The 23,342-nt window shown below is 37.2% G+C and carries 21 protein-coding genes; 8 read left to right on the top strand and 13 right to left on the bottom strand.

From position 1 onward, the window contains the following. Window positions 1-89: 89 nt before the first annotated feature. Window positions 90-1,058 (top strand): stage II sporulation protein M, encoded by a 969-nt coding sequence (locus tag ACTWP4_RS08875; RefSeq protein ID WP_443128407.1) that lies wholly within the window; start codon window positions 90-92, stop codon window positions 1,056-1,058. On the opposite strand, the gene ACTWP4_RS08870 is transcribed toward ACTWP4_RS08875, so the two are convergent. From ACTWP4_RS08870 to pepT, 8 genes are all read right to left on the bottom strand, one after another. Next, window positions 1,038-2,393 carry a DUF58 domain-containing protein gene (locus ACTWP4_RS08870; protein ID WP_443128406.1) on the bottom strand — a complete coding sequence of 452 codons (1,356 nt, stop codon included), beginning with the start codon at window positions 2,391-2,393 and terminating at the stop codon, window positions 1,038-1,040. The genes ACTWP4_RS08875 and ACTWP4_RS08870 overlap by 21 nt on opposite strands. Then, window positions 2,347-3,276: an AAA family ATPase gene (locus tag ACTWP4_RS08865; protein WP_443128405.1), complete on the bottom strand. Its 930-nt coding sequence runs from the start codon at window positions 3,274-3,276 to the stop codon at window positions 2,347-2,349. Before ACTWP4_RS08865 ends, ACTWP4_RS08870 begins: the two co-directional genes overlap by 47 nt. A 2-nt stretch (window positions 3,277-3,278) precedes the next feature. Further along, entirely contained in the window at window positions 3,279-4,397 is a 1,119-nt protein-coding gene (locus tag ACTWP4_RS08860) for a DUF4350 domain-containing protein (RefSeq protein ID WP_443128404.1), read from the bottom strand. After that, entirely contained in the window at window positions 4,397-5,056 is a 660-nt protein-coding gene (locus ACTWP4_RS08855) for a DUF4129 domain-containing protein (RefSeq protein WP_443128403.1), read from the bottom strand. Before ACTWP4_RS08855 ends, ACTWP4_RS08860 begins: the two co-directional genes overlap by 1 nt. Window positions 5,057-5,068: 12 nt before the next feature. Continuing rightward, window positions 5,069-5,977, bottom strand: coding sequence for a hypothetical protein (locus ACTWP4_RS08850; protein WP_443128402.1), 909 nt, complete (start codon window positions 5,975-5,977; stop codon window positions 5,069-5,071). A 126-nt stretch (window positions 5,978-6,103) separates the two neighbouring features. Beyond that, window positions 6,104-7,588 carry an MDR family MFS transporter gene (locus ACTWP4_RS08845; protein ID WP_443128401.1) on the bottom strand — a complete coding sequence of 495 codons (1,485 nt, stop codon included), beginning with the start codon at window positions 7,586-7,588 and terminating at the stop codon, window positions 6,104-6,106. Continuing rightward, window positions 7,589-8,404 carry a TetR/AcrR family transcriptional regulator gene (locus ACTWP4_RS08840; RefSeq protein ID WP_443128400.1) on the bottom strand — a complete coding sequence of 272 codons (816 nt, stop codon included), beginning with the start codon at window positions 8,402-8,404 and terminating at the stop codon, window positions 7,589-7,591. It lies immediately after the preceding gene. A 125-nt stretch (window positions 8,405-8,529) separates the two neighbouring features. Then, window positions 8,530-9,762, bottom strand: a complete 1,233-nt coding sequence (gene pepT / locus ACTWP4_RS08835) for a peptidase T (RefSeq protein WP_443128399.1) — start codon at window positions 9,760-9,762, stop codon at window positions 8,530-8,532. 149 nt (window positions 9,763-9,911) lie between these two features. Here pepT and fni point away from each other — a divergent pair, with 149 nt between their 5' ends. Next, window positions 9,912-10,940, top strand: coding sequence for a type 2 isopentenyl-diphosphate Delta-isomerase (gene fni, locus ACTWP4_RS08830; RefSeq protein ID WP_443128398.1), 1,029 nt, complete (start codon window positions 9,912-9,914; stop codon window positions 10,938-10,940). Between the two features lie 12 nt (window positions 10,941-10,952). Continuing rightward, entirely contained in the window at window positions 10,953-11,948 is a 996-nt protein-coding gene (locus tag ACTWP4_RS08825) for an NAD(P)/FAD-dependent oxidoreductase (RefSeq protein WP_443128397.1), read from the top strand. A 10-nt stretch (window positions 11,949-11,958) separates the two neighbouring features. On the opposite strand, the gene ACTWP4_RS08820 is transcribed toward ACTWP4_RS08825, so the two are convergent. Next, window positions 11,959-12,486 carry a M15 family metallopeptidase gene (locus ACTWP4_RS08820; protein WP_443128396.1) on the bottom strand — a complete coding sequence of 176 codons (528 nt, stop codon included), beginning with the start codon at window positions 12,484-12,486 and terminating at the stop codon, window positions 11,959-11,961. 150 nt (window positions 12,487-12,636) lie between these two features. Here ACTWP4_RS08820 and ilvD point away from each other — a divergent pair, with 150 nt between their 5' ends. From ilvD to ACTWP4_RS08795, 5 genes are all read left to right on the top strand, one after another. Continuing rightward, the gene (ilvD, locus tag ACTWP4_RS08815; protein WP_443128395.1) at window positions 12,637-14,328 is read left to right on the top strand and encodes a dihydroxy-acid dehydratase; all 1,692 of its coding nucleotides are present in this window, start codon (window positions 12,637-12,639) and stop codon (window positions 14,326-14,328) included. An 898-nt stretch (window positions 14,329-15,226) separates the two neighbouring features. Then, window positions 15,227-16,303, top strand: a complete 1,077-nt coding sequence (locus tag ACTWP4_RS08810; RefSeq protein ID WP_443128394.1) for an ABC transporter substrate-binding protein — start codon at window positions 15,227-15,229, stop codon at window positions 16,301-16,303. Window positions 16,304-16,399: 96 nt separating this feature from the next. Next, entirely contained in the window at window positions 16,400-17,389 is a 990-nt protein-coding gene (locus ACTWP4_RS08805; protein WP_443128393.1) for an ABC transporter permease, read from the top strand. Continuing rightward, window positions 17,382-18,176: an ABC transporter ATP-binding protein gene (locus tag ACTWP4_RS08800; protein ID WP_443128392.1), complete on the top strand. Its 795-nt coding sequence runs from the start codon at window positions 17,382-17,384 to the stop codon at window positions 18,174-18,176. Before ACTWP4_RS08805 ends, ACTWP4_RS08800 begins: the two co-directional genes overlap by 8 nt. A gap of 204 nt (window positions 18,177-18,380) precedes the next feature. Beyond that, window positions 18,381-19,568, top strand: coding sequence for an aminotransferase-like domain-containing protein (locus tag ACTWP4_RS08795; protein ID WP_443128391.1), 1,188 nt, complete (start codon window positions 18,381-18,383; stop codon window positions 19,566-19,568). A gap of 130 nt (window positions 19,569-19,698) precedes the next feature. On the opposite strand, the gene ACTWP4_RS08790 is transcribed toward ACTWP4_RS08795, so the two are convergent. The 4 genes from ACTWP4_RS08790 to ectA form a co-directional block, all read right to left on the bottom strand. Further along, window positions 19,699-20,127, bottom strand: a complete 429-nt coding sequence (locus ACTWP4_RS08790; RefSeq protein WP_443128390.1) for a YueI family protein — start codon at window positions 20,125-20,127, stop codon at window positions 19,699-19,701. A gap of 174 nt (window positions 20,128-20,301) precedes the next feature. Beyond that, window positions 20,302-20,688, bottom strand: a complete 387-nt coding sequence (locus ACTWP4_RS08785) for an ectoine synthase (protein WP_443128389.1) — start codon at window positions 20,686-20,688, stop codon at window positions 20,302-20,304. Between the two features lie 99 nt (window positions 20,689-20,787). Continuing rightward, the gene (gene ectB, locus ACTWP4_RS08780; protein ID WP_443128388.1) at window positions 20,788-22,056 is read right to left on the bottom strand and encodes a diaminobutyrate--2-oxoglutarate transaminase; all 1,269 of its coding nucleotides are present in this window, start codon (window positions 22,054-22,056) and stop codon (window positions 20,788-20,790) included. Window positions 22,057-22,139: 83 nt separating this feature from the next. Then, window positions 22,140-22,655 (bottom strand): diaminobutyrate acetyltransferase, encoded by a 516-nt coding sequence (gene ectA, locus ACTWP4_RS08775; protein ID WP_443128387.1) that lies wholly within the window; start codon window positions 22,653-22,655, stop codon window positions 22,140-22,142. Window positions 22,656-23,342: the final 687 nt, after the last annotated feature.

Genomic DNA, 23,342 nt, shown 5'->3' with positions numbered 1-23,342 from the left:
TTCTCCATACGAAGAGTATGTTTCTATACTGTTCATTAAGACCATTTTCCATTATAATAAAGTAAAATGCTAGTAAAAAAGGTGATAATATGCAATTAAATCAATTCATTAAACAGCACCGTCAAGATTGGGAACGGCTTGAGAAGCTAATAACCCAATTACCAAAGAAAAAGACCAGTGAAAAACTTGAGGAGTTTCAACATACATATCAAAAAGTTGTTAGACAGTTATCATACAGCCAAACTTATTTTCCGAATGAGGATGTGACGAATTATTTAAATGAATTAGTCGGAAAAGCACATAACGTATTATACCAATCTCAACATTCTTCATGGAAACAAGCCTATCATTTCTTTTCCGGTAAATTTGTAGGCTTATTACTAGAACAATGGAAGGCGATTGTTATTGCCATGCTTTTATTTTGTTTTGGTGGTATTGCAAGTTTTGTAGCTGTAGTTGAAAATCCAGCGCATTTATATGGTATTCTACCAGAAAAGATGGCACAGTCATTTGAACCTGAATCACTAGGCGAAGATCCAGCTGCAGTAGATGCGCCTGTTATGTCAGCAGAAATTATGGTCAATAATATTCGAGTTGCTATTCTAGCGTTTGCCGGTGGTATAACGTTCGGATTACTGACCGTATATGTATTGATTTATAATGGTATTATTGTTGGCGCTATTGCAGGCCTTTTTTGGAATTATGGCAATTCTTACGTGTTTTGGGCTTATATAGTCCCGCATGGAGTGATTGAATTAATTGCTATTTTTATAGCAGGTGGTGCTGGGCTTTTAATGGGGTATAAATTATTTGTGCCCGGGAATCATTCGAGAGGGTACCGACTAAAAACGCAAACAGTAAGATCAGTCCAGCTGTTGATAGGGACCATTCCTTTATTTGTCATAGCCGGTACCATCGAAGGATTTATCACACCTGCTGATATTTCACTAGAAATGAAGTATGCAGTAGCAATAACGACGGCCATTGGTCTGATTGCATATATGATAATTGGCCATTTTCTATTACAAAAAAGAGCATTACAGCAGTCCACGGTTTAGTGTTTCAATATAATGGGAAACAGAGGTAACTGCTAAACGTTCAGCAGGTGCTTCTAGCATTGGTAATCCATGCTTTTCCCATTTATTGATCACTTGTTTTTGGTCTAAATATTGTTTTTGTGCGACACTTTTTTCCATTGCTGATAAAGTACTGTCGGGTTTCATTCTTATTTGTTCCTGTAGCAGCCGGTCTTTAATGCCCAGTAAAACAAAAAGGTGTTTTTTTCTTACTTTTCTCATATAAAATAATTGATAATCTTCATTCGCAAATGTTTGAACATCACTGAAAAGCACCATCATACTTCGTTTTCGCTGGATGGATTGCGCATACTGTAAGGCAAGCGGATAGTTAGATTCTTGTGCATCAACTTCAATAGCGTAAATCATTTGTAAGATCGTATCTAAATGTTCTAATCCTTTTCCACTAGGAACCACTGCTTTAATTTCTTTAGAAAAAGCGATGACAGCTACTTGATCGCCATTTTTTAATGCGGCAGCAGCAAGTGTGATAGCTGCTTCTATAGATTTTTCCAAACGGTTTCCTTCCTCTAATTCGACGCCCATCATGCGACCGCAATCAAGTAAGATCGTTACATTCTTTCCATGTTCTGGTTCGAATTCATTAGTCATCATATCTTGTAATTTAGCGGATTGACGCCAATTTATTTTACGTGGATCGTCACCAACTACATAACTTCTAACTTTGGAAAATTCACCGACACCACTGCGCATTTTCCGGATTTTTATTCCTTCATGTAATAAATATTTTTGTGCACTTTCTAAATATCTTTTTGTCTCTGAAAGGTTAGGAATTACCTTTACTTCGTTAGGTAAGTCATAGGTGAATTGTTTTTCCCAGAGCCCTATTTTTGTCTTGAAACGAAGATATACCTTATCTATCAGATATTTACCTCTTGTTTGTGGAAATACTTCATAGATAATATCAACAGTTTTCCCACTTGGAACCTGCTGATTAAAGGGGAAAATAGTTTGAAATGATGCTGGTATACCATCCTTCAGTCGGACCGAAAACGTGTCATTTGTCCGATTTTGAATACGAATGCTCACATGTTGTTTGTCATAGCGCTCCATTTCATCAGCTATAGAACGTTCTACCTGAAAGTCTCCCTTTTTCGGTAATAAGAAGGCATCTATGATTAATAGACTTAACATCAATAGAGTAGCTATTCCAAGGAACAACCACGAAAATTGCCAGAATGCCAGAAGGAACATAGCTAAGAGAAACAGAGCGTAATAGATTATTAATTTATTTGTGGGGACAATCCCTTTATCGCGGAACAGCAACCGATCCCACAAGCTCTTGAATCGTTTCATCGATATCAGATCCCTCCAATTCTGCATATGGAGATAATTGAATACGATGACGCAAGCTTGGAATTGTTACCGTTTTGACATCATCAGGTGTAATATAGTCACGACCATCAAGGTATGCCCAAGCTTGAGCGGTTTTTGCTATTGCAATTGCAGCACGAGTACTTGCTCCATATTGAATATGTTCTAATTCACGAGATTTACGAACAATTTTCATTATGTAATCAGCTATTTCATTACTAATATTAACTTCCTGAACGTTTTTTTGAATATCTAGTAGTGAATCATTGGAGAAAATCGCTGATATCTCTCCTGGATTTGTTTGTTCCTGTATAACCATTTGTAATACAGATGTTTCCTCCTCCAACGTAGGAAAGTCGACTTTAAGTTTAAAGAAAAACCGGTCTTGTTGAGCTTCCGGTAACGGGTAGGTCCCTTCAAATTCAATAGGGTTTTGTGTTGCAGCAACGAAAAAGAAATTCGGTAATCGATATGTTTCTCCCTGAATGGTAACTTGTTTTTCTTCCATTGCTTCCAACAGTGCTGCTTGTGTTTTAGCAGGTGTACGGTTTATTTCATCCGCCAACAGAACATTAGTAAAAACCGGCCCTTTTAATGTTTGAAAATCGTGTTCTTTCATATTGTATATAGCATTTCCGGTGATATCACTAGGTAATAAATCCGGAGTGAATTGAACACGTTTAAAGTCACTATCTAATAGTTGAGCTAATGTCTTTACCATCTGAGTTTTTCCAGTTCCTGGTACCCCTTCTATTAATACATGACCACCAGCTAAAGCAGCAGTCAGTAACAATCGTAAGTTTTTTTGTTGACCAAGAATACGTTGTTCATAGTTTTCTAATAAAGATGTAATCGCCTGAGTCATCCTTACTCCACCTCATCTCTTATTTTATCTATTTTTGCAGACCAGGAAAGATACTCTTGTTTATTTAACGAATTTCCACTCGAAATGGTTTCAATGCCTTGAGCAATGAATTGTAATTCTTTAGCCGTAATAGTATCTAATGTATCCTCTAATACTGCCAGTCTTTCCTTCCAGCTTTTATGGTATGGTATCCCATATCGTTCACGGATGGCTTCTTTTAAATAATCGAGCTGGTACTCGATCGATGCCTGATAATTTTTCCCTTTCACTTGCCAAATGGCGATTGCTTTTAGTCGTTCATTACTTAATCTCACCGTTTCCTCACGTACTGGATAAATGGGGCCAAACCGTTTACCTTGATGCCACAAAATAAAAATAGAAATGATAATTCCTTGAAGCAGTAATACATATGCCCAGCCAGGATACAATTCAAAATGAGATACCAGACCGCCCGATGTTACTTTACTAAACTCATCAAAAATGACTTTTTCCGTCTCATCAAAGGGAATAAGGTTAAAAACAACAGGTGTATGGTCATATTTGTTGATTTGTTCGTTTGTAAGCCAGGCTGGTTCTAAAAGTACTATGAGATAACCTTCACCTATTTTTCTTTTTATTGCCAATGGACCAGCATTATCTTTTAACAGTACAGTATCTGAATCGGTTACTGCTAAGCGTACGAAGCTGTTTTGCAGAACTTCAAGTGTTTCTCCTTGATAATTTATTTCTGTTGTTTGCGGTTCACTGTTTAACGTTTCCGTCATCTTATATTCTGTTTGAATGTTAAACAGTCCATCAGGATTTTCTTTTGCAAGTACGATCGTATTGCCTTCTCGTACATAATCGAGATAGTGATTCTCCACATTACTATCAGTAAATACTGGAGGATTAACTAAAATTCTTAACGTATCTTCTGTTTTGGAAGGTAATGTTTTCTCATTTGAAACCTCATAATCATTTTGTTCTAAATATGTATAAATAGCCTTTAACCCTGTAGGTGACGGTGATTCGGCAAGGTATGGAGGATACTGCTCCGGTGTATTACTTGTAGAGAATATACTGACCGCGATAAGCAAAAGAAAAAATATGATTCCAATTATCCATGTTTTTTTACCAAACATTATCGTTCACCTATTTCTTTCGTATCTAACTGCTGCATAGTAGAATCGATCCATCTATTTACTTGCTCCTTATATTTTCGATAATCGTCTTCTGCGATAGTTTGTTCACCATATGTAACTTTTTCAAAAAATAGAGCGAGGTTGTAAAAGTCTACTGCTAGCGGTTTATTACTTTGCTTTAGTTCATCATAATAATCCCAATTCGTTTTCCACTGTTTTGCTTGTAATAAACGATTCTCATCTAATATTAACAACAATGCCAGAAACTGATGTCTGGTAGCTAGCTGATAATTTGCTTGTGATTCATATTCTTTGGAAGCCTGCAAATGATCGTTATAACGCCAATTTAATTCTTCACGTATAGTAAATAGTTGTTGTTTCGATAATCGTCTTTTTCTAACTGTGAACATCACTAAAGTGATAATCCCAAATAGAAATACGGCTGAAACAAGCAGCACGATGAGGACAATAATGAGATTGCCAGCTGTGGAGGCGGGTTCAAAGGAATCAAACAATTTTTGGAGTATGTCACCAATCCAGTCTGATACCTTATCCCATATTCTTTCTAAAAAGCTGCGATTGTCGTCATAATAGACTTGGTATTCTTCCTTATTTAAAATGTCATTTAATTGTTCTCGTTCCTTTCGAAAAGATGACATCGCTAAGCTCCTTTATGATTCTTCTGTCACTTCATATTCTTTAATCATTTCTTTTAAGTCGGTTCCTTCTTGTCTAACGGAAGAGTCAAAAAACATGACGGCATATCCAACCGTAAATACAATAGATGTAATTAATGAAATGATATTGGTTAATAATTGAAACAATACACTATTTCCTAAAAAGATAAGCGGAAGTTGTAATACGCTGCTAATAATGCCAGTGATGATGAACAGGATAATAAATAATCCGAAAAATTTCCATGTTTGTTTTTTTGTTAAGCGCCAGCTCTTTGTTAATCCTGGTGCGACATTTTCAAAAAGAACTGAAGGTAAGTATAAACTCCATCTCGTTAAAAGTAATCCTAACCCGATAAATACTCCTAAAAAGAAAAGAATCATGATGACAATGCTGATAATAGGATTTGTAAACATGAACGATACACTAGTTAATGCAATAACTATAAAACAAGGTACTAGTAAAGCAAATGTAATAAGAGCAAAAAGCAGTGTGCTTCCAAGAAGTGGCCAGTACCTTGGTAGTGTTTTTTTGATCATTCCTTTGGCGCTCAAATCTTTTCCTTCTCGAGCATGTTTAACTGCCCAAGTAATCGCACCGGCGAGAATAGGCATAGCAAACATGGTTAATAAATTGACTAAAGTGGCAATTAGGTCCTCTTGAATAGTTGTGTTAGTTACAGATTCAGCACCCGAAAGCAGTTGGTCAATAAGGGTCTGTCCCGAATCACCACTTACAATAAGATCACGACCCGTTAAGCTAAATATCAGGGCTTGAAGAGCGTATATTGGCACCATTACAAAGAAAGTAATCATAAATAAAGACTTAAAGTTTGACTTGATAATGCGAAAAGTTTGATCTAAAATCTCACCAAATCCTAATGGTTTCGTTATATTTCCATCCATAAAGTTATTCCTCCCTAATTTCAATCATACATTGCCTATTTTAACATGATTTAGGATATATGAAATATATTTTTGAAAACATTTGTAAAATAATAGGAGGATGAATCAATATCATCCTCCATATTTCTAAGCATTTTTATTTGCTTGTTCTGTTTGTGATTTAGTTTTTAAGAAAAATGATAAACAGAGACCGACAATTGATAGTATGGTTGCTATCCAGAAAGCATTATTATAGCCACTAATGGCAGCATTACTGGCGATTTGGTTCATAGCCTCTGCTTCTGTTAAACCTTTTAGTGCTGCTTGATCTGGCTGATAATTAGTAGCAGCAGTAGTCATGACGGTGATAAGAATCGCTGTTCCGATTGAAGCAGATACTTGCTGCATTGTATTTGCCATTGCCGTTCCGTGTGGATGCCATTCTGGTGGTAATTGGTTTAAGCCTGCAGTCATTACTGGCATCATTACTAAAGAAAGTCCTAACATTCGAACTGCATAAATAACAACAAGGAAACTGTATGCTGTATCCATTTCCAAGCTTGTAAATAGGAATGTAGTAACTGTTACGATGGCCATTCCGATTGCTGCTAACCATTTCGCACCAAATTTATCAAACAACATTCCGGTAACAGGTGACATAATCCCCATCACTACTGCACCAGGAAATAGCATTAATCCGGATTCCAAAGCGGTAAAACCTCTTGTGTTTTGCATGTATAATGGCAACATCGTTTCAGCACCAATCAAAGCCATAAGCACGATCATTGTAATGATTAATGATAACGAGAAAATTGGATATTTGAATACTCGAAATTCGAGCATTGGACGTTTTAATTTCATTTGACGGATGATAAATATGGTAAGGATAATTGCCCCAGCAATGATAATGGCTATTGCTTGTCCATTTATTTGAGCTGTAGCTTCTTCTCCACCATGTCCGCCACTGATACTACTAAATCCGTACAACAAACCACCAAAACCGAATGAAGATAACAAAATGGAAAGAAAATCAACTTTAGGATAGGTTTGTTCTGTTACATTTTTGACAAAAATAATGGCTATGATAATGGCAATAATGACGATCGGTAATACGACGTAAAATAGTCCTCTCCAAGAGAAAAACTCTAATAACCAACCAGAAAGAGTTGGTCCAATTGCAGGTGCAAAGGAAATAACAATCCCGGCCATTCCCATTGCTGCCCCACGTTTCTCTTCAGGGAATATTTTTAACATGACAGTCATCATTAATGGAAGCATGATACCGGAACCAGCTGCTTGAATTATCCTCGCTATCAATAATAATTCGAATGTATGAGAAATCGATGCAATAAAGGTCCCTAAAGCAAAGATACTTAAGGCGGTGATAAATAATTGTCTGGTTGAAAATCGTTCAATTAAAAAGGCGGATATTGGTACCATCACACCATTTGTTAGTAAAAAGGCAGTGGTTAACCATTGTACTTGGTTTTCGTCAATGCCAAAATCATTCATAATACTTGGCAATGCAGTTGCTAAAAGTGTTTCATTTAATATCCCGACAAAGGCACCTACTAGCATTACTGCGACAATTGGTATTCTTTTTACTTCTGTCGGATTTACTTCTTGATTCATTTAATTTCCCCCTTGTTTGCACAAACGCTCTAGTCTTAAAACATCTGTCAGAATTGTTTCTTCCTTTTTTAAGTAGTGGAGATTCACTTCAACAGTGATAGAATATGTATTTTCATTTTCTATTTCCTGTTCAATCTGCTCTAATACTTTTAATAGTTTGCCTTGATTGATCAGAGCTTTTTGCCGAATGGCATTCTTTATTTCAGTTAGTACACTTTTATATGTCTCAGTTTCCGTGTCCTGTAATAAAGGCTTAAGTCCACCGAGATTATTTGCGATGGTATCGATGTGATGACTTACCCAAATGCTCAATTGTTTGGCATTAAATTGGGTTTGGTGGATGACCATATATAACAAATATTCTTTCAGCATACCTTCTAATATTACAATCATATCAGCTAAATAAGGTTTAATTTCCTCGCCATAGCAATGATAAAACATTTCTCTGTGCTGTTGTTGAAGGGTAACATGTAATTCATCCATTTTTTTATTGATTTGTGGGTCTTTTTTAGGTTGAAACTCATTAAACAAAACATTAAAAAAGGGCTGGTGGTCTATCCATGCTTCCAGCTCGTGTTGTATATACGTAGCTAAATCATGATAAGTTTCATTTATTTTATGGGCATTATTCATGATTTTGCTATGATGTTCATCAATCATTTCTAGCATTAAATCCCGTTTGGAAGAGAAATAATTATAGAACCCACCTTTAGAGATCCCTGTTTGCTCTGCTATTTGTTGGACAGATGTTTCATTAAATCCATTATCAGAAAACAGTTGTAAAGCTGTGTTCATGATTTGCTTTTTAGTATCCAATTGATCACCTTCTGACTATTTGGTCACAATAATGACTTATCAGTCACGAAGGCTATTGTATTAAATATCAAGCAGGGTGTCAACGTATAAAGACTAAACTTTACACAAAAAAAACAATGCCATCATTAGCATTGTTTTGTGAACCGTTCTGCAATTTTGACAATAGTTTCTGTAGCTTTGACCATGTTATTGACAGAAATAAATTCATATTTGCCATGGAAGTTCTCACCACCGGTAAATATATTCGGCGTTGGTAATCCCATGAAGGAAAGCTGTGAACCATCCGTTCCGCCACGGATTGGTTGGATTAAAGGTTCTACATCGACATCTTTCATTGCCTCCGCTGCAATATCTACAATATATTTAACAGGTTCGATTTTTTCAGCCATGTTATAGTATTGATCCTTCATTTCTAACTGGATACGGTCTTCTCCAAACTTATTTTGTAATCCCTCCACAACGGAAGTGATCGATTGCTTTTTCTTATTAAATTTATTTCGGTCATGATCCCTGATAATATAATACAGTTTTGCTTCTTCTACATCACCCTCTAATGAAAGCAGATGGTAAAAACCTTGATATTCTTCTGTGTATTCTGGCGCTTGTTCAGCAGGCAATTGTGTTTGGATTTCCATCGCTATTTTTGTTGCATGAATCATTTTTCCTTTTGCTGTACCTGGGTGAACGTTATTACCTTTTACCGTAATTTTTGCCGCTGCTGCATTAAAGCTTTCGTATTGTAGTTCACCTAATGGTCCACCATCAATCGTATAGGCAAATTGGGCACCAAATCGGTCTACATCAAATTTATGAGGACCACGTCCGATTTCTTCGTCCGGTGTAAAGGCGATTCTAATCGTTCCGTGGGGAATCTCCGGGTTTTCAATTAGGTGTTCCAATGCTGTCATAATTTCTGCAATGCCCGCTTTGTTGTCGGCACCAAGCAAGGTTGTACCGTCTGTTGTTATAAGTGTGTGATCATGATAGTTTTCTAATGCAGGGTATTCATTTGGTGAGAGGATGATGTTTTTCTCTTTATTTATTAGAATATCTTTCCCATTATATTGTTCAACTACTTGTGGTTGAACTCCTTTACCGGTAAAGTCTGTCGCTGTATCCACGTGGGCAAGAAATCCGATTACTGGTACTTCTTTATCAACGTTACTCGGAAGAGTCGCCATCACATAGGCATTGTCATCAACAGTTACATCCTTCATGCCAATTTTCTTTAATTCTTCTACTAACAAATGAGCCAGATCCCATTGCCCATCCGTTGACGGGCAGTTTGGGTTATTTTCATCAGATTGTGTATCGATTTGTACATATTTACTTAGTCGATCAATTAGTTTTTGTTTCATGTTTTGGCCTCCGTTTTTATTCGCATTATGCATAGTTTTATCATTAATCATATCATACTAAAGGTAAAAGAGGGTTGACGAGAGATTTTACATGGAATTATGTATACTATGAGTAAATGATTTATTATTGCCAAAAAAGGAGTAATCTTATGACAGATAAGATCCATAAACGGAAAAGTGAGCATATAGAATTAAGTTTAAAAAACGAGGCGTTAGGTGAAGGTATTACAAATGGTTTTGATCAATTTCATTTTCAACATAACGCTTTACCTGATATCGACTATGAAACAATCGATATATCCTCGACATTTTTTGGTCAATCACTGCCAACACCGTTTTTGATTAGTTCGATGACAGGTGGTGCCGAAATGGCCGAGATGATAAACCGAAACTTGGCGATCGCAGCGGAACAACAGGGGTGGATTTTTGCTTTAGGCTCTACTCGTGTGATGTTAGAAAGTGAAAAATTCCGGAAATCGTTTCAAGTAAGAGATTATGCACCCAACACACCTATTATTGCAAATATCGGAGCTGTACAATTGAATTATGGGGTGACAGTCGATCAAGTCAAACAAATTTTAGAGTGGACAGATGCTAATGCATTGGTCTTACATTTAAATACGATTCAAGAAGTGATACAGGCTGGTGGCGATACGGATTTTAGTAATCTGTTACCAAAGATTGAGAAGCTGGTTCAATCGTTATCGGTTCCGGTAGGGATCAAGGAAGTCGGGTTTGGTATCGATGGCAGAACGGCGAAGCAATTAACCGATGTTGGCGCCGCCTTTATCGATGTTGCAGGAGCTGGAGGTACGTCATGGAGTCAAGTAGAGAAATTGCGTTCACAAGAAAGGCTGAAAAGAGAGGCGGCAGAAGCGTTCGCGAGCTGGGGTAATACCACCGCCTCTTGTTTAGAAGAGGTTGCCAACATGACACCTGAACAAAAGATCATCGCTAGCGGTGGTATCCGTAATGGCCATCATGCTGCAAAGGCGATTGCATTAGGTGCTGATTATGCAGGTTTCGCCAGATCTATTTTAAAAGAAGCGATTGATTCTGCTGAAAATGTGATAGAATGGATGCAGATTCGAGAATTAGAATTGCAAATGGTCATGTTTGGTGTCGGTGCAGAAAGCTTACAGGCATTACAAGCAACTGACCGATTACATAAAAGATAGAGGTGTGTATACATGGGGGATTACGAATTGTTTGATATCACTATTATTGGTGGTGGAACAACAGGCCTTTTTGCAACGTATTATGCGACGATGCGTAATATGAAAGTTAAATTGATAGAGTCTCAATCCCAATTTGGCGGAAAAGTGATGCAATTTTTCCCAGAAAAATTAATCTATGATGTCGGCGGGTATCCTGATATTTCGGGTGAAGATTTAGTAGAGCAAATGATTGCTCAAGCAAACCGCCATCAACCTGTGATGTTAGCCAATAGATGGGTAGGAACTATGGAGAAGAAATCGGATCATTTTGTTTTAACTACGAGTAATGGTGAAAGTCATGCTACAAAAGCAGTTTTGCTTGCCACAGGATCTGGTACGTTCCATACAAAAACACCTGATAATTGGGATGCTTTACCTTTCCCAGATTTCCGCAAGCACGTTGCTACTAACCTGATGAACCGGGATAAATATAGCAATAAAAATGTTGTGATCACTGCTAATAATAAGGTAGGGGTAGGCTGGGCGTTGTATTTAAAGGATAACGCCAAATCTGTCACGATAGTAAACCCTGATCAGAAATTCCACCAAGTAAAAGAAGAGGATCTCGAGCAGCTATTGCACAGCTCTGTACAAGTTTACTTTGAGGCCGACATTACCGATATCGATGTTAAAGATAATTGTTTACAATCAGTGAAGATCCGAACGGCAGAGCAGAAAACTTTCACCGTCGAAACAGACGAAATGCTTACCTATCACGGCCTTGAATTACAGGCGACTCCGCTTGATAACTGGGACGTTGCTACAAATAAAGGGCGAATTTCGGTGAAAGGTGATATGGCAACTAATATACCAGGGGTTTTTGCTGCTGGTGATATTGTTCAGTATGAGGGTAAAACAAATTTGATTGCATCGGGTTATTCGGAAGCTATAACGGCTGTAAATAAAGCACACTTATTTATCGAACCTCGTGCTACTGAACAATTGTATAGTACGGTTCTTTATCGATAATGCAAAGGGGTTAATCGACCACACCTTCAGGTCGTTTCCCCCATTTTAATTCTCTGATACTTAAACCAAAGTCCATTTGTAGGTGTGGATAATCTTTGAATCGGGTAAAATCACCACCCCAGGAAAAGTCTAAATTTTTAGCAATCTCCACTACCTCCATCCAATCACTTTCTCCGTTTTGGTTACCGTCATATTCTAAATCCCAAATAACGTTACCTTCATTTGTTTGAAGGGCAAAATCTATTGCAAGTCCATAATTATGATAGGATTCCCCTGCTTTTGCATAAGTTACAATGGTTCCTTCTGTTTCCCGTCCTTTTTGATAGATAGCATTTTGCTCTGCAGCAGAGCGAAAACTGTCGGTAATTACAATTGAAATTCCGAGTTGATTGGCTTGTTTTATCAAGTCTTCTTTGTTGTCTTCCACGATCGGATGTAGCTCTGTCGGCATCGGTCGACTGCTATATTTTTGATATTGAAAAATAACGTAACCAATGACAATAATAAGCAAAAAAACTAAAATTGTGCGAATTTTCATTTTTTTCTCCTCTATTTTAAAGTCCGAATTATTCCGTATTTTCTAATTATATGATACTATATCATTATTGAGATGTAGAGCGATCATTTCTCAAACTTAATTTTACAGAAAATTATAAATTGAAAGAATATAATGGGGAGGCATATTGGAATGGGGAAAGACTTGCGTATCAAAAGTAATGTGTTTGATGATTCAAAACGTGCTCCAAACCGTGCGATGTTACGTGCTGTTGGGATAACAGATGAAGATTTTAAAAAGCCAATGATCGGTGTAGCGAGTACATGGAGCGAGGTTACACCTTGTAATGTACATTTAGATGAGCTAGCGCTTCGTGCCAAAGAGGGAGCACGAGAAGCTGGTGGTGTTCCACTTATATTTAACACCATTACCGTATCTGATGGTATCTCAATGGGTACTTCGGGAATGCGTTATTCTCTTCCAAGCCGTGATGTGATTGCGGATTCTATTGAAACAGTAGTAGGAGCAGAGAACCTGGATGGTTACGTAGCAATTGGTGGATGTGACAAGAATATCCCTGGTTGTTTAATTTCGATTGCTCGTTCTGATGTACCAGCTGTTTTTGTTTATGGTGGAACGATTGCACCAGGCTACCGTAATGGAGAAAAATTAGATATCGTATCTGTCTTTGAAGGTGTTGGTAAACACAATAATGGCGATATTGATGATGAAGAATTAAGAGGCATCGAATGTCAGGCTTGTCCTGGTGCAGGTTCTTGCGGTGGTATGTATACTGCAAATACAATGGCAACGGCTGTAGAAGCACTTGGTATGAGTTTACCTGGAAGTTCATCTAATCCTGCAGAATCACCTGAAAAATGGGATGATTGCCGTAAAGCAGGAGAAGCTGTGTATCACTTATTAGAGAAAGGTATTTATCCTAAAGATATTTTAACGAAAAAAGCTTTTGAAAATGCCATTACTGCTGTTATGGCACTAGGTGGATCTACTAATGCAATTCTTCACTTATTAGCAATTGCGAATGCAGCAGAAGTAGATTTAACCATTGATGACTTTAATCGTATTCAGAAAAAAGTCCCTCACTTAGCTGACTTGAAGCCAAGTGGTAAATATGTAATGGAAGACTTACATAAAATCGGTGGGGTTCCAGCTGTAATGCGTCTGTTATTAGAAAATGGCTTCTTACATGAAGACTGTTTAACAGTTACTGGTAAAACTATTGCAGAAAATTATACAGATGCACCAGTCCTATCAGATGATCAGGAGATCATTCACCCATTAAGCAACCCATATCGTGAAGATGGACCATTAATCGTATTAAAAGGTAACCTTTCACCTAGTGGTGCAGTTGCAAAAGTATCAGGCGTAAAAGTAAAACGTCATACAGGACCAGCTCGTGTATTTAATAATGAAGACGAAGCAACAAAAGCAGTAATGAATAACGAGATTAATGAAGGTGACGTACTTGTTATTCGTTATGTAGGACCAAAAGGTGGACCAGGTATGCCAGAAATGCTTTCTATTTCTGCAATCCTAGTTGGAAAAGGACTAGGTCAGAAAGTAGCATTATTAACGGATGGTCGTTTCTCTGGTGGTACACATGGTCTTGTAGTAGGTCATATTGCTCCAGAAGCGCAAACAGGTGGACCAATTGCTTTCTTAGAAGAAGGAGATATGGTAACAATCGATTCTGAACAAAGAGAAATCTCGATGGATGTTTCTGATGAAGAATTAGAAAAACGTCGTGCAAACTGGAAAGCACCAGAGTTATACAAACGTGGTGTGCTAGGAAAATATGCACACAACGTATCCTGCTCATCACAAGGTGCCGTAACAGACTTTATCAATCGTACGGATCAATAAGAATAATGATTTCTACACGCGTTTCATCTTTGGATGAGGCGCGTTTTTTAATAAGCAGGAAAGTATATAACCATTGGTATCACAGTATTTTGGTATCCTATTCCCGTTTGAAATGAGTTAAATAAAGATATAGTTGACTAGTGATGTTGTTTATGATGAAAGTTAATGTGTGCAAGCCACCCGCTGTGGCTGACCGTTTCGCTTTCCAAGGGGCATGCTCTTCAGCTAACTTTTGCAGGAGGAGTTCGCTCCTGCAAAAGTGGATCTTCAGATCATGCTATTCCCTTAGGAGTCGAAACGGTCGGCCTCCGCTATACCTTTTTCTACAACAAATATCAGAAAAAGTATATTGGTTTTATAACCATATGAGTGATGCAAATGCCATGTTTTTGCACTTTCACAGGGATAATCACCCAAGTTGCTAGGTCTGACAAATGTTGTAGCTCAGGCATTAAACGAAGGCGCCCACTTCAACTCCTGTGGGACTCGTTTGCCCTGAAGATCCACTTTTTTGAGCAGTTTTTGCTCGAAAAAGTTAGCTGAAGGGCAAACACCACGGAAAGGGGAGTGGGCAGCCGGAGTGGTGGTCAAACGGAGATATATTCCAAAATGGCTACTAACAGCAATCTCCAAAGATTTACTTAGCATATAGTTAGAAGGTTGGCTGGGTTTTGCCCAGTTTTTCTTATTTGATGAAGGACAGAAAAAAGTGTCTATCATAAGCATGATGAAGGATAAAAAGAAAGGAATCAGGAAAGTTTGTTCTTCATAATCGCAAACCCTATTCAGCAATAGAGAAATCACAAATAAGCTATACCGAAGATGTTTAACTTGTGCTATAATGTATCTTAAAAGTTTGAAAATTTCAAATTCAAAGAAAATGGGGGAATAGGGGATCATGAAGAAAAAATTGCTATTATTATTAATTATCTCTTTCTTCAGTGTACTTGTCTTGGCAGCATGTGGTGCAAGTGATGATACAGGTAACACCAATGGTGGATCAGACGCAGAAGATACGGGGGAAAATTCGGAAGAGGCTGGAGAAGAAACAGAAGAAGATGCAGCTTCTGACGGTAAAGTATATCAGATAGGAGCAACACAAATTGTAGAGCATCCATCATTAGATGCTGCATATGAAGGGTTTCAAGCAGCGATTGAAGATGCTGGTTTAAAAGCAGAATATAATTTTCAGACAGCAAATGGTGAAGCAGCAAATGCAAATTCCATTGCAGATAGTTTTGTAGCGGATAATGTAGACCTTATTTTTGCGAATTCTACTCCAAGTGCTCAGACGGCAGTAAATGCAACAAGTGATATTCCAATTCTATTTACATCAGTAACAGATGCCGTGGATACAGAATTGATTGAATCAATGGAAAATCCAGGTGGTAATATTACTGGGGTAACCGATTTGCACCCGGATGCGATTCGGAAAACAGTAGATTTTATAGATGAAAATTTTGAAGGATCCACTGTCGGACTTATTTATAATGCCGGTGAACCAAACTCTGTTATCCAAATTGATTATGTAAAAGAAGCGGTAGAAGGTACAAGTTTATCTATAGAAGAGGCAACAGTTGATAATTCAGGTAAGGTACAGCAGGCAGCCTCATCATTAATTGGAGATGCAGATGTCTTTTATATTGTCACTGATAATACCGTTGTTTCAGCATTAGAATCGGTTATTAAAGTAGCAGAAGAACAAGATATTCCTCTATTTGTTGGAGAACCTGACTCTGTTAAACGAGGAGGTTTTGCATCATTCGGTATTGAATATTATGATATTGGATATCGCACTGGTGAAATGGCAGTAGATATATTAACTGGTGAAAAAGATGTTTCGGAGATTCCAGCAGAATATCCTCCAGTTGTTAAATTCTACTTAAATAAAAAAGCAGCGGAAGCACAAGGTATTGAATGGAATACAGATTGGGAAACTGATGCTGAAATAGTGGAACCAAACACAACAGATTAATTCATTAGGAACCTCGACATTTATCTGAGAGTGGATGTCGAGGTTTTCTCACAAACGATTAAAATCACAGCACGTATTATAGAAAGGAAGAGTAGCATGTTAATTTCAATTTTCAGCGCACTAGAATCGGGTGTTATATATGCGCTGATGGCATTGGGAGTTTATCTTTCATTTCGTATTTTAGATTTCCCTGATTTAACTGTAGATGGTAGTTTTGTTACTGGAGGGGCTGTTGCAGCGATTTCAATTGTGAATGGTGTGCCTCCTGTTTTAGCAACTTTTTATGCCCTTATTGCAGGTTTTATTGCCGGCGTATTTACAGGAATCTTGAATACGAAAGGAAAGATTAACCCATTATTATCAGGTATTCTCATGATGATCGCACTTTACTCGATCAACCTACGTATTATGGGAAAGCCGAATATAGCATTATTGAATGAACCAACTATATTTAATCAAATAGAAGGTTTTTGGGGATCATTAGGAATTGATTCAGCATTAAATGGACTATTGCAAGCCATGGGAGCAGAGCGGGTTCCAGGAACATGGGCGGTATTAATCATTATGATTATTATTACTTTAGCTATTAAACTATTAACTGATTATTTCTTAAAAACTGAAGTTGGTTTAGCTTTACGAGCTACAGGTGATAATGAAAAAATGATTCGCAGTCTTTCTGCAAATACAGATAATTTAAAAATTATTGGGTTAGGATTATCAAATGGATTGGTAGCAATCGCCGGGGCTTTTGTTGCACAAAATGAAGGTTTTACCGACATTAGTGTGGGAATTGGAATGATTGTCATTGGACTTGCTTCTGTTATTATTGGTGAAGCATTATTCGGTACAAAAAATATTGCTAGAACAACGTTAGCAGTGGTTTGCGGTGCTATTATCTACCGTATTGTGCTTACATTGGCACTTGAAGTTGAATTCTTAAAGACAGGTGATACAAAATTAATTACGGCTACCCTCGTTATCATTGCGTTAATCGCGCCGAAGGTTATTTCATCACGAAAGGAAATGACCTTAAAAAAGAAAAAGCGGGCAATGCTGGCCAAACGGGAGGAGGCTAACAATGCTTAGTATGAAGGATGTTGAGATTACCTTTAATGAAGGTACATTAGATGAAAAGAAAGCATTACAAGGAATAAACCTTGATATGAAAAAAGGTGACTTTGTAACAGTTATAGGTAGTAATGGTGCGGGAAAATCAACATTAATGAACATGATTTCCGGTTCATTAAAGCCAGATATTGGAACGGTGGAGATTAATAATAAAAATGTAACGTTGTTGCCAGAATATAAACGATCCCAGTTTATAGGGAGGGTTTTCCAGGATCCAATGGCAGGAACAGCGCCGACAATGACGATTGAAGAAAACCTTGCGATGGCATATGCCAGAAATAAAAAGCGTACCTTAAAGATAGGTGTCAGTAAAAAACGGAAGACGTTATTTAAAGAGCATTTAGAAACGCTTCATTTAGGACTAGAAAACAGACTGAATGCAAAGGTTGGTCTGCTTTCGGGTGGGGAGCGTCAGGCACTTTCTTTATTAATGGCAACTTTTACAGAGCCTAATATTCTATTGTTAGATGAACATACTGCGGCATTAGACCCTTCACGTGCTGAGTTAATTACGAAGCTTACCGGTGATGTGGTAGACCAATTCGGTCTAACAACTCTAATGGTTACACATAATATGCAACAGGCTTTAGACTTAGGTAATCGTCTGATTATGATGGATAATGGACAAATCATCTTAGAAGTTTCTGGAAAAGAAAAACAACAACTTACCATTGAAAAATTACTACATGAATTCCAGAAAATCCGCGGAAAACAAATGGAGAATGACCGAGCAATATTAGGTTAAAGTAAGGACAGTTACTTCGGATGGAGAGTAGCTGTCCTTTCTAAAAAGTAAAAGTAGTTTAAAATAGTGCTCAAAAAACATAAAATGTGGCGTAACTTCTCGTGGATTTTCTTCGACGGTATAGCTGCGTAAAGTAATTGCGTCGATGCACACTTTTGAATTAAAATGAAATCTCCTTATACGTATAGAAAGAAGGGATCACTAATGAAATATGGTTTTTCAGAACGGGTAAAATATATGAAATCATCTGCAGTGCGTGATATTTTAAAAATAATCAATCAAGGTAATATTATCTCTTTTGCCGGTGGATTACCGGAAGAAGACTTATTTCCTGTAGATGCTGTTGACAGTGCTTTCCATAAAGCAATTACGACGAATAAAAAAGCACTGCAGTACGGTGAAACAGAAGGAGTACCTCAGCTACGAGAATTATTAGCTGAACGTATGAAACAAAAAGGGTTACACCGCTCAGCTGATAATATTTTGATTACTTCAGGCAGTCAGCAGGCGATTGATCTATTCTCACGAGTAATGTTCAATAAGGATGATGTTATCTTAACAGAAAATCCAACATATTTAGCAGCATTACAAGTGTTTGAATCATATGAATCAAAGGTAGTGGCAGTTGATTCTGATGATGATGGCATGATTTTAGCTGATTTAGAAGAGAAAATTGTACGACACAAACCAAAATGTATTTATGTAGTACCAACCTATTCAAATCCAACCGGAAAAGTATGGTCGTTAGAAAGAAGAGAAAAACTGCTGGAACTGGCAAATAAATATCATGTTGTTATTTTTGAAGATGATCCTTATGGAGAATTACAATTTGATGAAAATGAAGCACCACCTTCGATTGCATCATTAGACGATAATGGACTTGTTTTATACACAAGCACCTTTTCCAAAACAGTGGTGCCTGCTGTTCGTATTGGTTGGATCGTTGGTCCGCACCAAATTATTCGTATTATGGCACAAGCTAAGCAGGCAACAGATCTTCATACTAATTCTATTGGTCAGCATGCATTAGTACACTTATTACAAGATTTTGATATCGATGGACACATTCAAACCATCAGAAAAACATATTATGAACGAATGCTAGTGATGAAGCGGTTATTAGAGACAGTTGACATAGAAGGTTTGGAGTATATAGTTCCTAAGGGAGGCATGTTCTTCTGGGTGAAGCTACCGAAACAAATTAACACAACAGACTTGTTAAACGAAGCCGTGAAAGAAGGAGTAGCATTTGTACCTGGAGCACCATTCTATGTGTCGAATCCAGAACAAAACACACTCAGGCTGAATTTCACTAACTCAGAACCGGCGCTCATTGAAGAAGGGATGAAACGCTTCGTAAAAGTACTAGAAACAACCAATACTCATGCGTGAAGTCAGTTTGAAAAAAAGAAGAATTAAAATGAATATTTTTGGAAGCAACTGGAATGTAGGTGAGTCCTTTGGGTGCCAACGGGAAACAAGTATATTCCGGTGTGCTTCCTTAGTATTCACTTTTACAATATTATAGGCCTAGCAACCTTTTCCACCAAGACTTCTTCTCTGAAGATTGCTCCTTTTGTTCCTCATTAGCTAACAAAATATCTTCCATGTCTACAGCAGTCTTTGCTGCCAATATAAGTCCGTAATCACTTTCAACTTCACGATTAGATACATAAGTATAAGAAACATCGTGCTTATTAGCAAGCTCACGGTACGATTTAAAGAAACGTAAACTCATATTACCATTCATCAATATCGTCGTATTAGAAAATTGGTGAATCATTTCTTCCATTTCGGCTAGCCCCTTTTCTCCACGAACCTGTGATTTAGATAAAGCTAATAAAACTCTCTCTCGAAAAGTGCCCAAATATTTTCTTTTTTCATCTGGATTAATTTCCTTTGCACCGTAAATACCTTCTTGTAAATATTCGTCTATTTCTTTTTTGCCCATTTCAAACACCTCACCAATAGTATATACAAAAAAGTAAAAGCTCCCCAAGGAAAAGGGAGCTTTTGGATAAGAAATATAGGAATGTCTTTCTTAAGGACTCTTAGAAAATGGGATAGATTTCCTAAGTAGTTAAAACCCACCCGTGTTGCACGGGCGCACTAAGCTTTTTTAAAATTAATCTTCGTCTACTGGATATACGCCATTTTCGTCATGTACTTCTTTACCAGATAAAGGCGGGTTGAATACACAAACCATGCGCATATCTGTTTTTGCGCGAAGTAGGTGTTCATCATTTTCATCAAGTGCATATAGGGTATCTTTAGTAATTGGCCATACTTTATTATCACTTAATGTGACAACTTCGCCTTCACCTTCAATGCAGTATACAGATTCAAGGTGGTTTTGGTACCAAATATGAGTTTCTGTACCAGCTTTAATAATTGTATCGTTAACAGAGTAGCCCATTCCGTCTTTTTTCATAATCAAACGACGGCTAACCCAGTTACCTCCATCAACATCAAATTCAGTTCCTAGTACGTCTTCTAGTTTTACTACTTTCATATTAAATTGCCTCCTGTATTGTCTGTTTTATTTAGATTTCATCGAATATCGAAAACGGAGGCTTTCACCAAAGAATTGGCGATAAGCCGCGTTTTTTACTTAGTTAGTAACGGGATCTTTAACAAGATCTTTTACACTTTGTTCAATAATATCGAGCCCTTTTTGTAGCTCATCTTTTGGTATATTTAATGGTGGGAACAGCTTGAATACTTCATCATTTGGTCCCGCTGTTTCCATAATTAATCCTAATTCAAAACAACGAGCTGTTATTTTCTCAGAAAGTCCTTCAACTTCTGAAGCAATACCTACCATAAATCCTCGACCACGAACTTCACCTTTAATTTCAGGATAATCCTTCACGATTTTATCAAGGAAGTTGTAGATAATTTCAGATTTTTCGTGGATTTCTTTTTCAAATGATTCATCTTTCCAATAGTCAAGCGCTGCTGTTGCTGTTACGAATGCATGGTTATTACCACGGAATGTACCGTTATGTTCACCCGGCTTCCAAATATCTAACTCGGGCTTGATCAATGTTACGGCAAGTGGTAAACCATAACCACTTAATGATTTAGATAAGCAGATAATATCTGGTTTAATACCAGCGGCTTCGAAACTGAAGAATGAACCGGTACGACCGATACCAGCCTGCACATCATCAATGATTAATAAAATACCCCAACGACGGCAAATTTCTTCAATTTGTTTTAACCAATCAAAGCGAGCAGCATTAATACCACCTTCACCTTGAACTGTTTCCACGATCATTGCAGCTGGAATCGCAACCCCACTACCGCTATCTTCGAGGAATCTTTCTAGATAAACGACCGTATCATGATCAACATAGTTGTCATAAGCCATTGTTACAGTATTTTGTAGTGGAATACCAGCACCTTGACGTTTCATAGAGTTACCAGTTACAGATAATGCCCCAATAGTCATACCATGGAATCCACCTGTAAAGCTGATAATATCAGTACGACCTGTTACTTTACGTGCTAATTTCAAGGCACTTTCTACTGTGTTTGTTCCGGTTGGTCCAGGGAACATCACTTTATAATCAAGATCACGTGGTTTTAAGATAACGTCATCAAACTTCTGTAAAAAATCAGCTTTTGCTGTTGATGCCATATCTAAAGAGTGTGTAATTCCGTCACTTGAGATGTATTCAATTAGTTTTTCTTTCATATGATCATCATTGTGTCCATAGTTAAGAGCACCTGCACCAGAGAAGAAATCTAAATATTCATTTCCATCCTCGTCCCACATTTTGTGCTTCTTCGCCTTTGTAAATACGGTGGGGAAGTTACGAACATAACTACGAACTACAGATTCATGATGATTGATAATATCAAGATTTTTACTCATCTTTTAAGTTCCTCCTAAATTGTTTTATATATCGAATATTTCCGCACTTTCTAATTTTGAAAATACGAAATATTACGACAATATTATTTGTTAATAGGCCCGACGACAAACTTTAATTCTTCTTCGTGTTCATCACCAGGGAAAACATCCTTGGTAAAAAACTCGCTTGAAGTAATTTCCGTATTGAAGTCACGAGCTAGTTTCTGGAATAGAGATTGCGATGCCTTGTTATCTGGTGTAATAGTTGCTTCGACAAACTTGATGTTCTGGCATGCCTCACTTGTTAATAAGTAATGCAACATTCTCGATGCAATACCCTTACCTCGTTGTGATGCATCAACACCGACTTGCCAAACAAATACAGCATCTGGTTTTTTTGGAGGGATAAATGCGGTAATAAAGCCAACCACTTGGTTATTTTCTTTTGCTACGACACTAGTATCACTAAAATACTCACTCATTAAAAGGTATTTGTAGGGAGAATTTGTGTCTAATGTTGATTTCGAAACTAATTCCCACATAGATGCTCCATCATTTTTTGTTGGTTTAGAAAAAACAACGTCTAGTGTTGGAGCTTGGTTCTGTACGTTATTAATCACAATTTACTCCTTTCTTATTTGGCAATCATTTATTTGCACAAATAGTACATTAAATATGATAAAGGGACTTGCAATATTCCGCAAATCGCTTATAGCTTGATTAAACTTTATAAATCTCCTTTTATTAACTTGAGCTCCATTCAATTGGAATAACTTTATAAATCCTCCAATATTGTCATCTATCCTTACAAATGAGCAAAATTTGGTCAGAGCATCAAGTATTCAATTTATTTATTCCCGATTTTTTTCAAATCAAACATTATTTTTTAAATATAATAGCAACAAGAAGAGGCGATTTAACACTAGTGGTGCATAAAAAATTTAATACCTAAACAGAAAGTTGTCTGTCGAAATTGTATACAAATCTTTAGTTAATTTCGGTCGTTTTCCTTAGCTTTTGTTATTAGTGCTTTTTTCTGGATAGACTTTCTTTTCCAAAAACACAAGTCGTAAATATAGCTTCCTATTCCTTGAGAGTAGGGAATGAAAAGGCATATTGTATGGTGTTTAAGCGTAAAAATAATATAACAGTAAAATTATTTGCTTCTTTACCTCTTTTGATTGAGAACTCATCATAACAATAATCCTTTATCACGGTGCTAAAAGTCTGTAAATCCCCCCACTTCAAGCTTCAAACAACATGTTGGGTTAACAGCCGCTAACACCTTGATTATAGTCTAACTTCCC

It is taken from the genome of Gracilibacillus sp. D59 (assembly GCF_052246695.1).
In the GTDB taxonomy this organism is placed as follows: domain Bacteria; phylum Bacillota; class Bacilli; order Bacillales; family Amphibacillaceae; genus Gracilibacillus.
The sequence above is the reverse complement of the archived record's forward strand: the minus strand, read 5'-3'. Positions and strand labels throughout refer to the sequence as shown.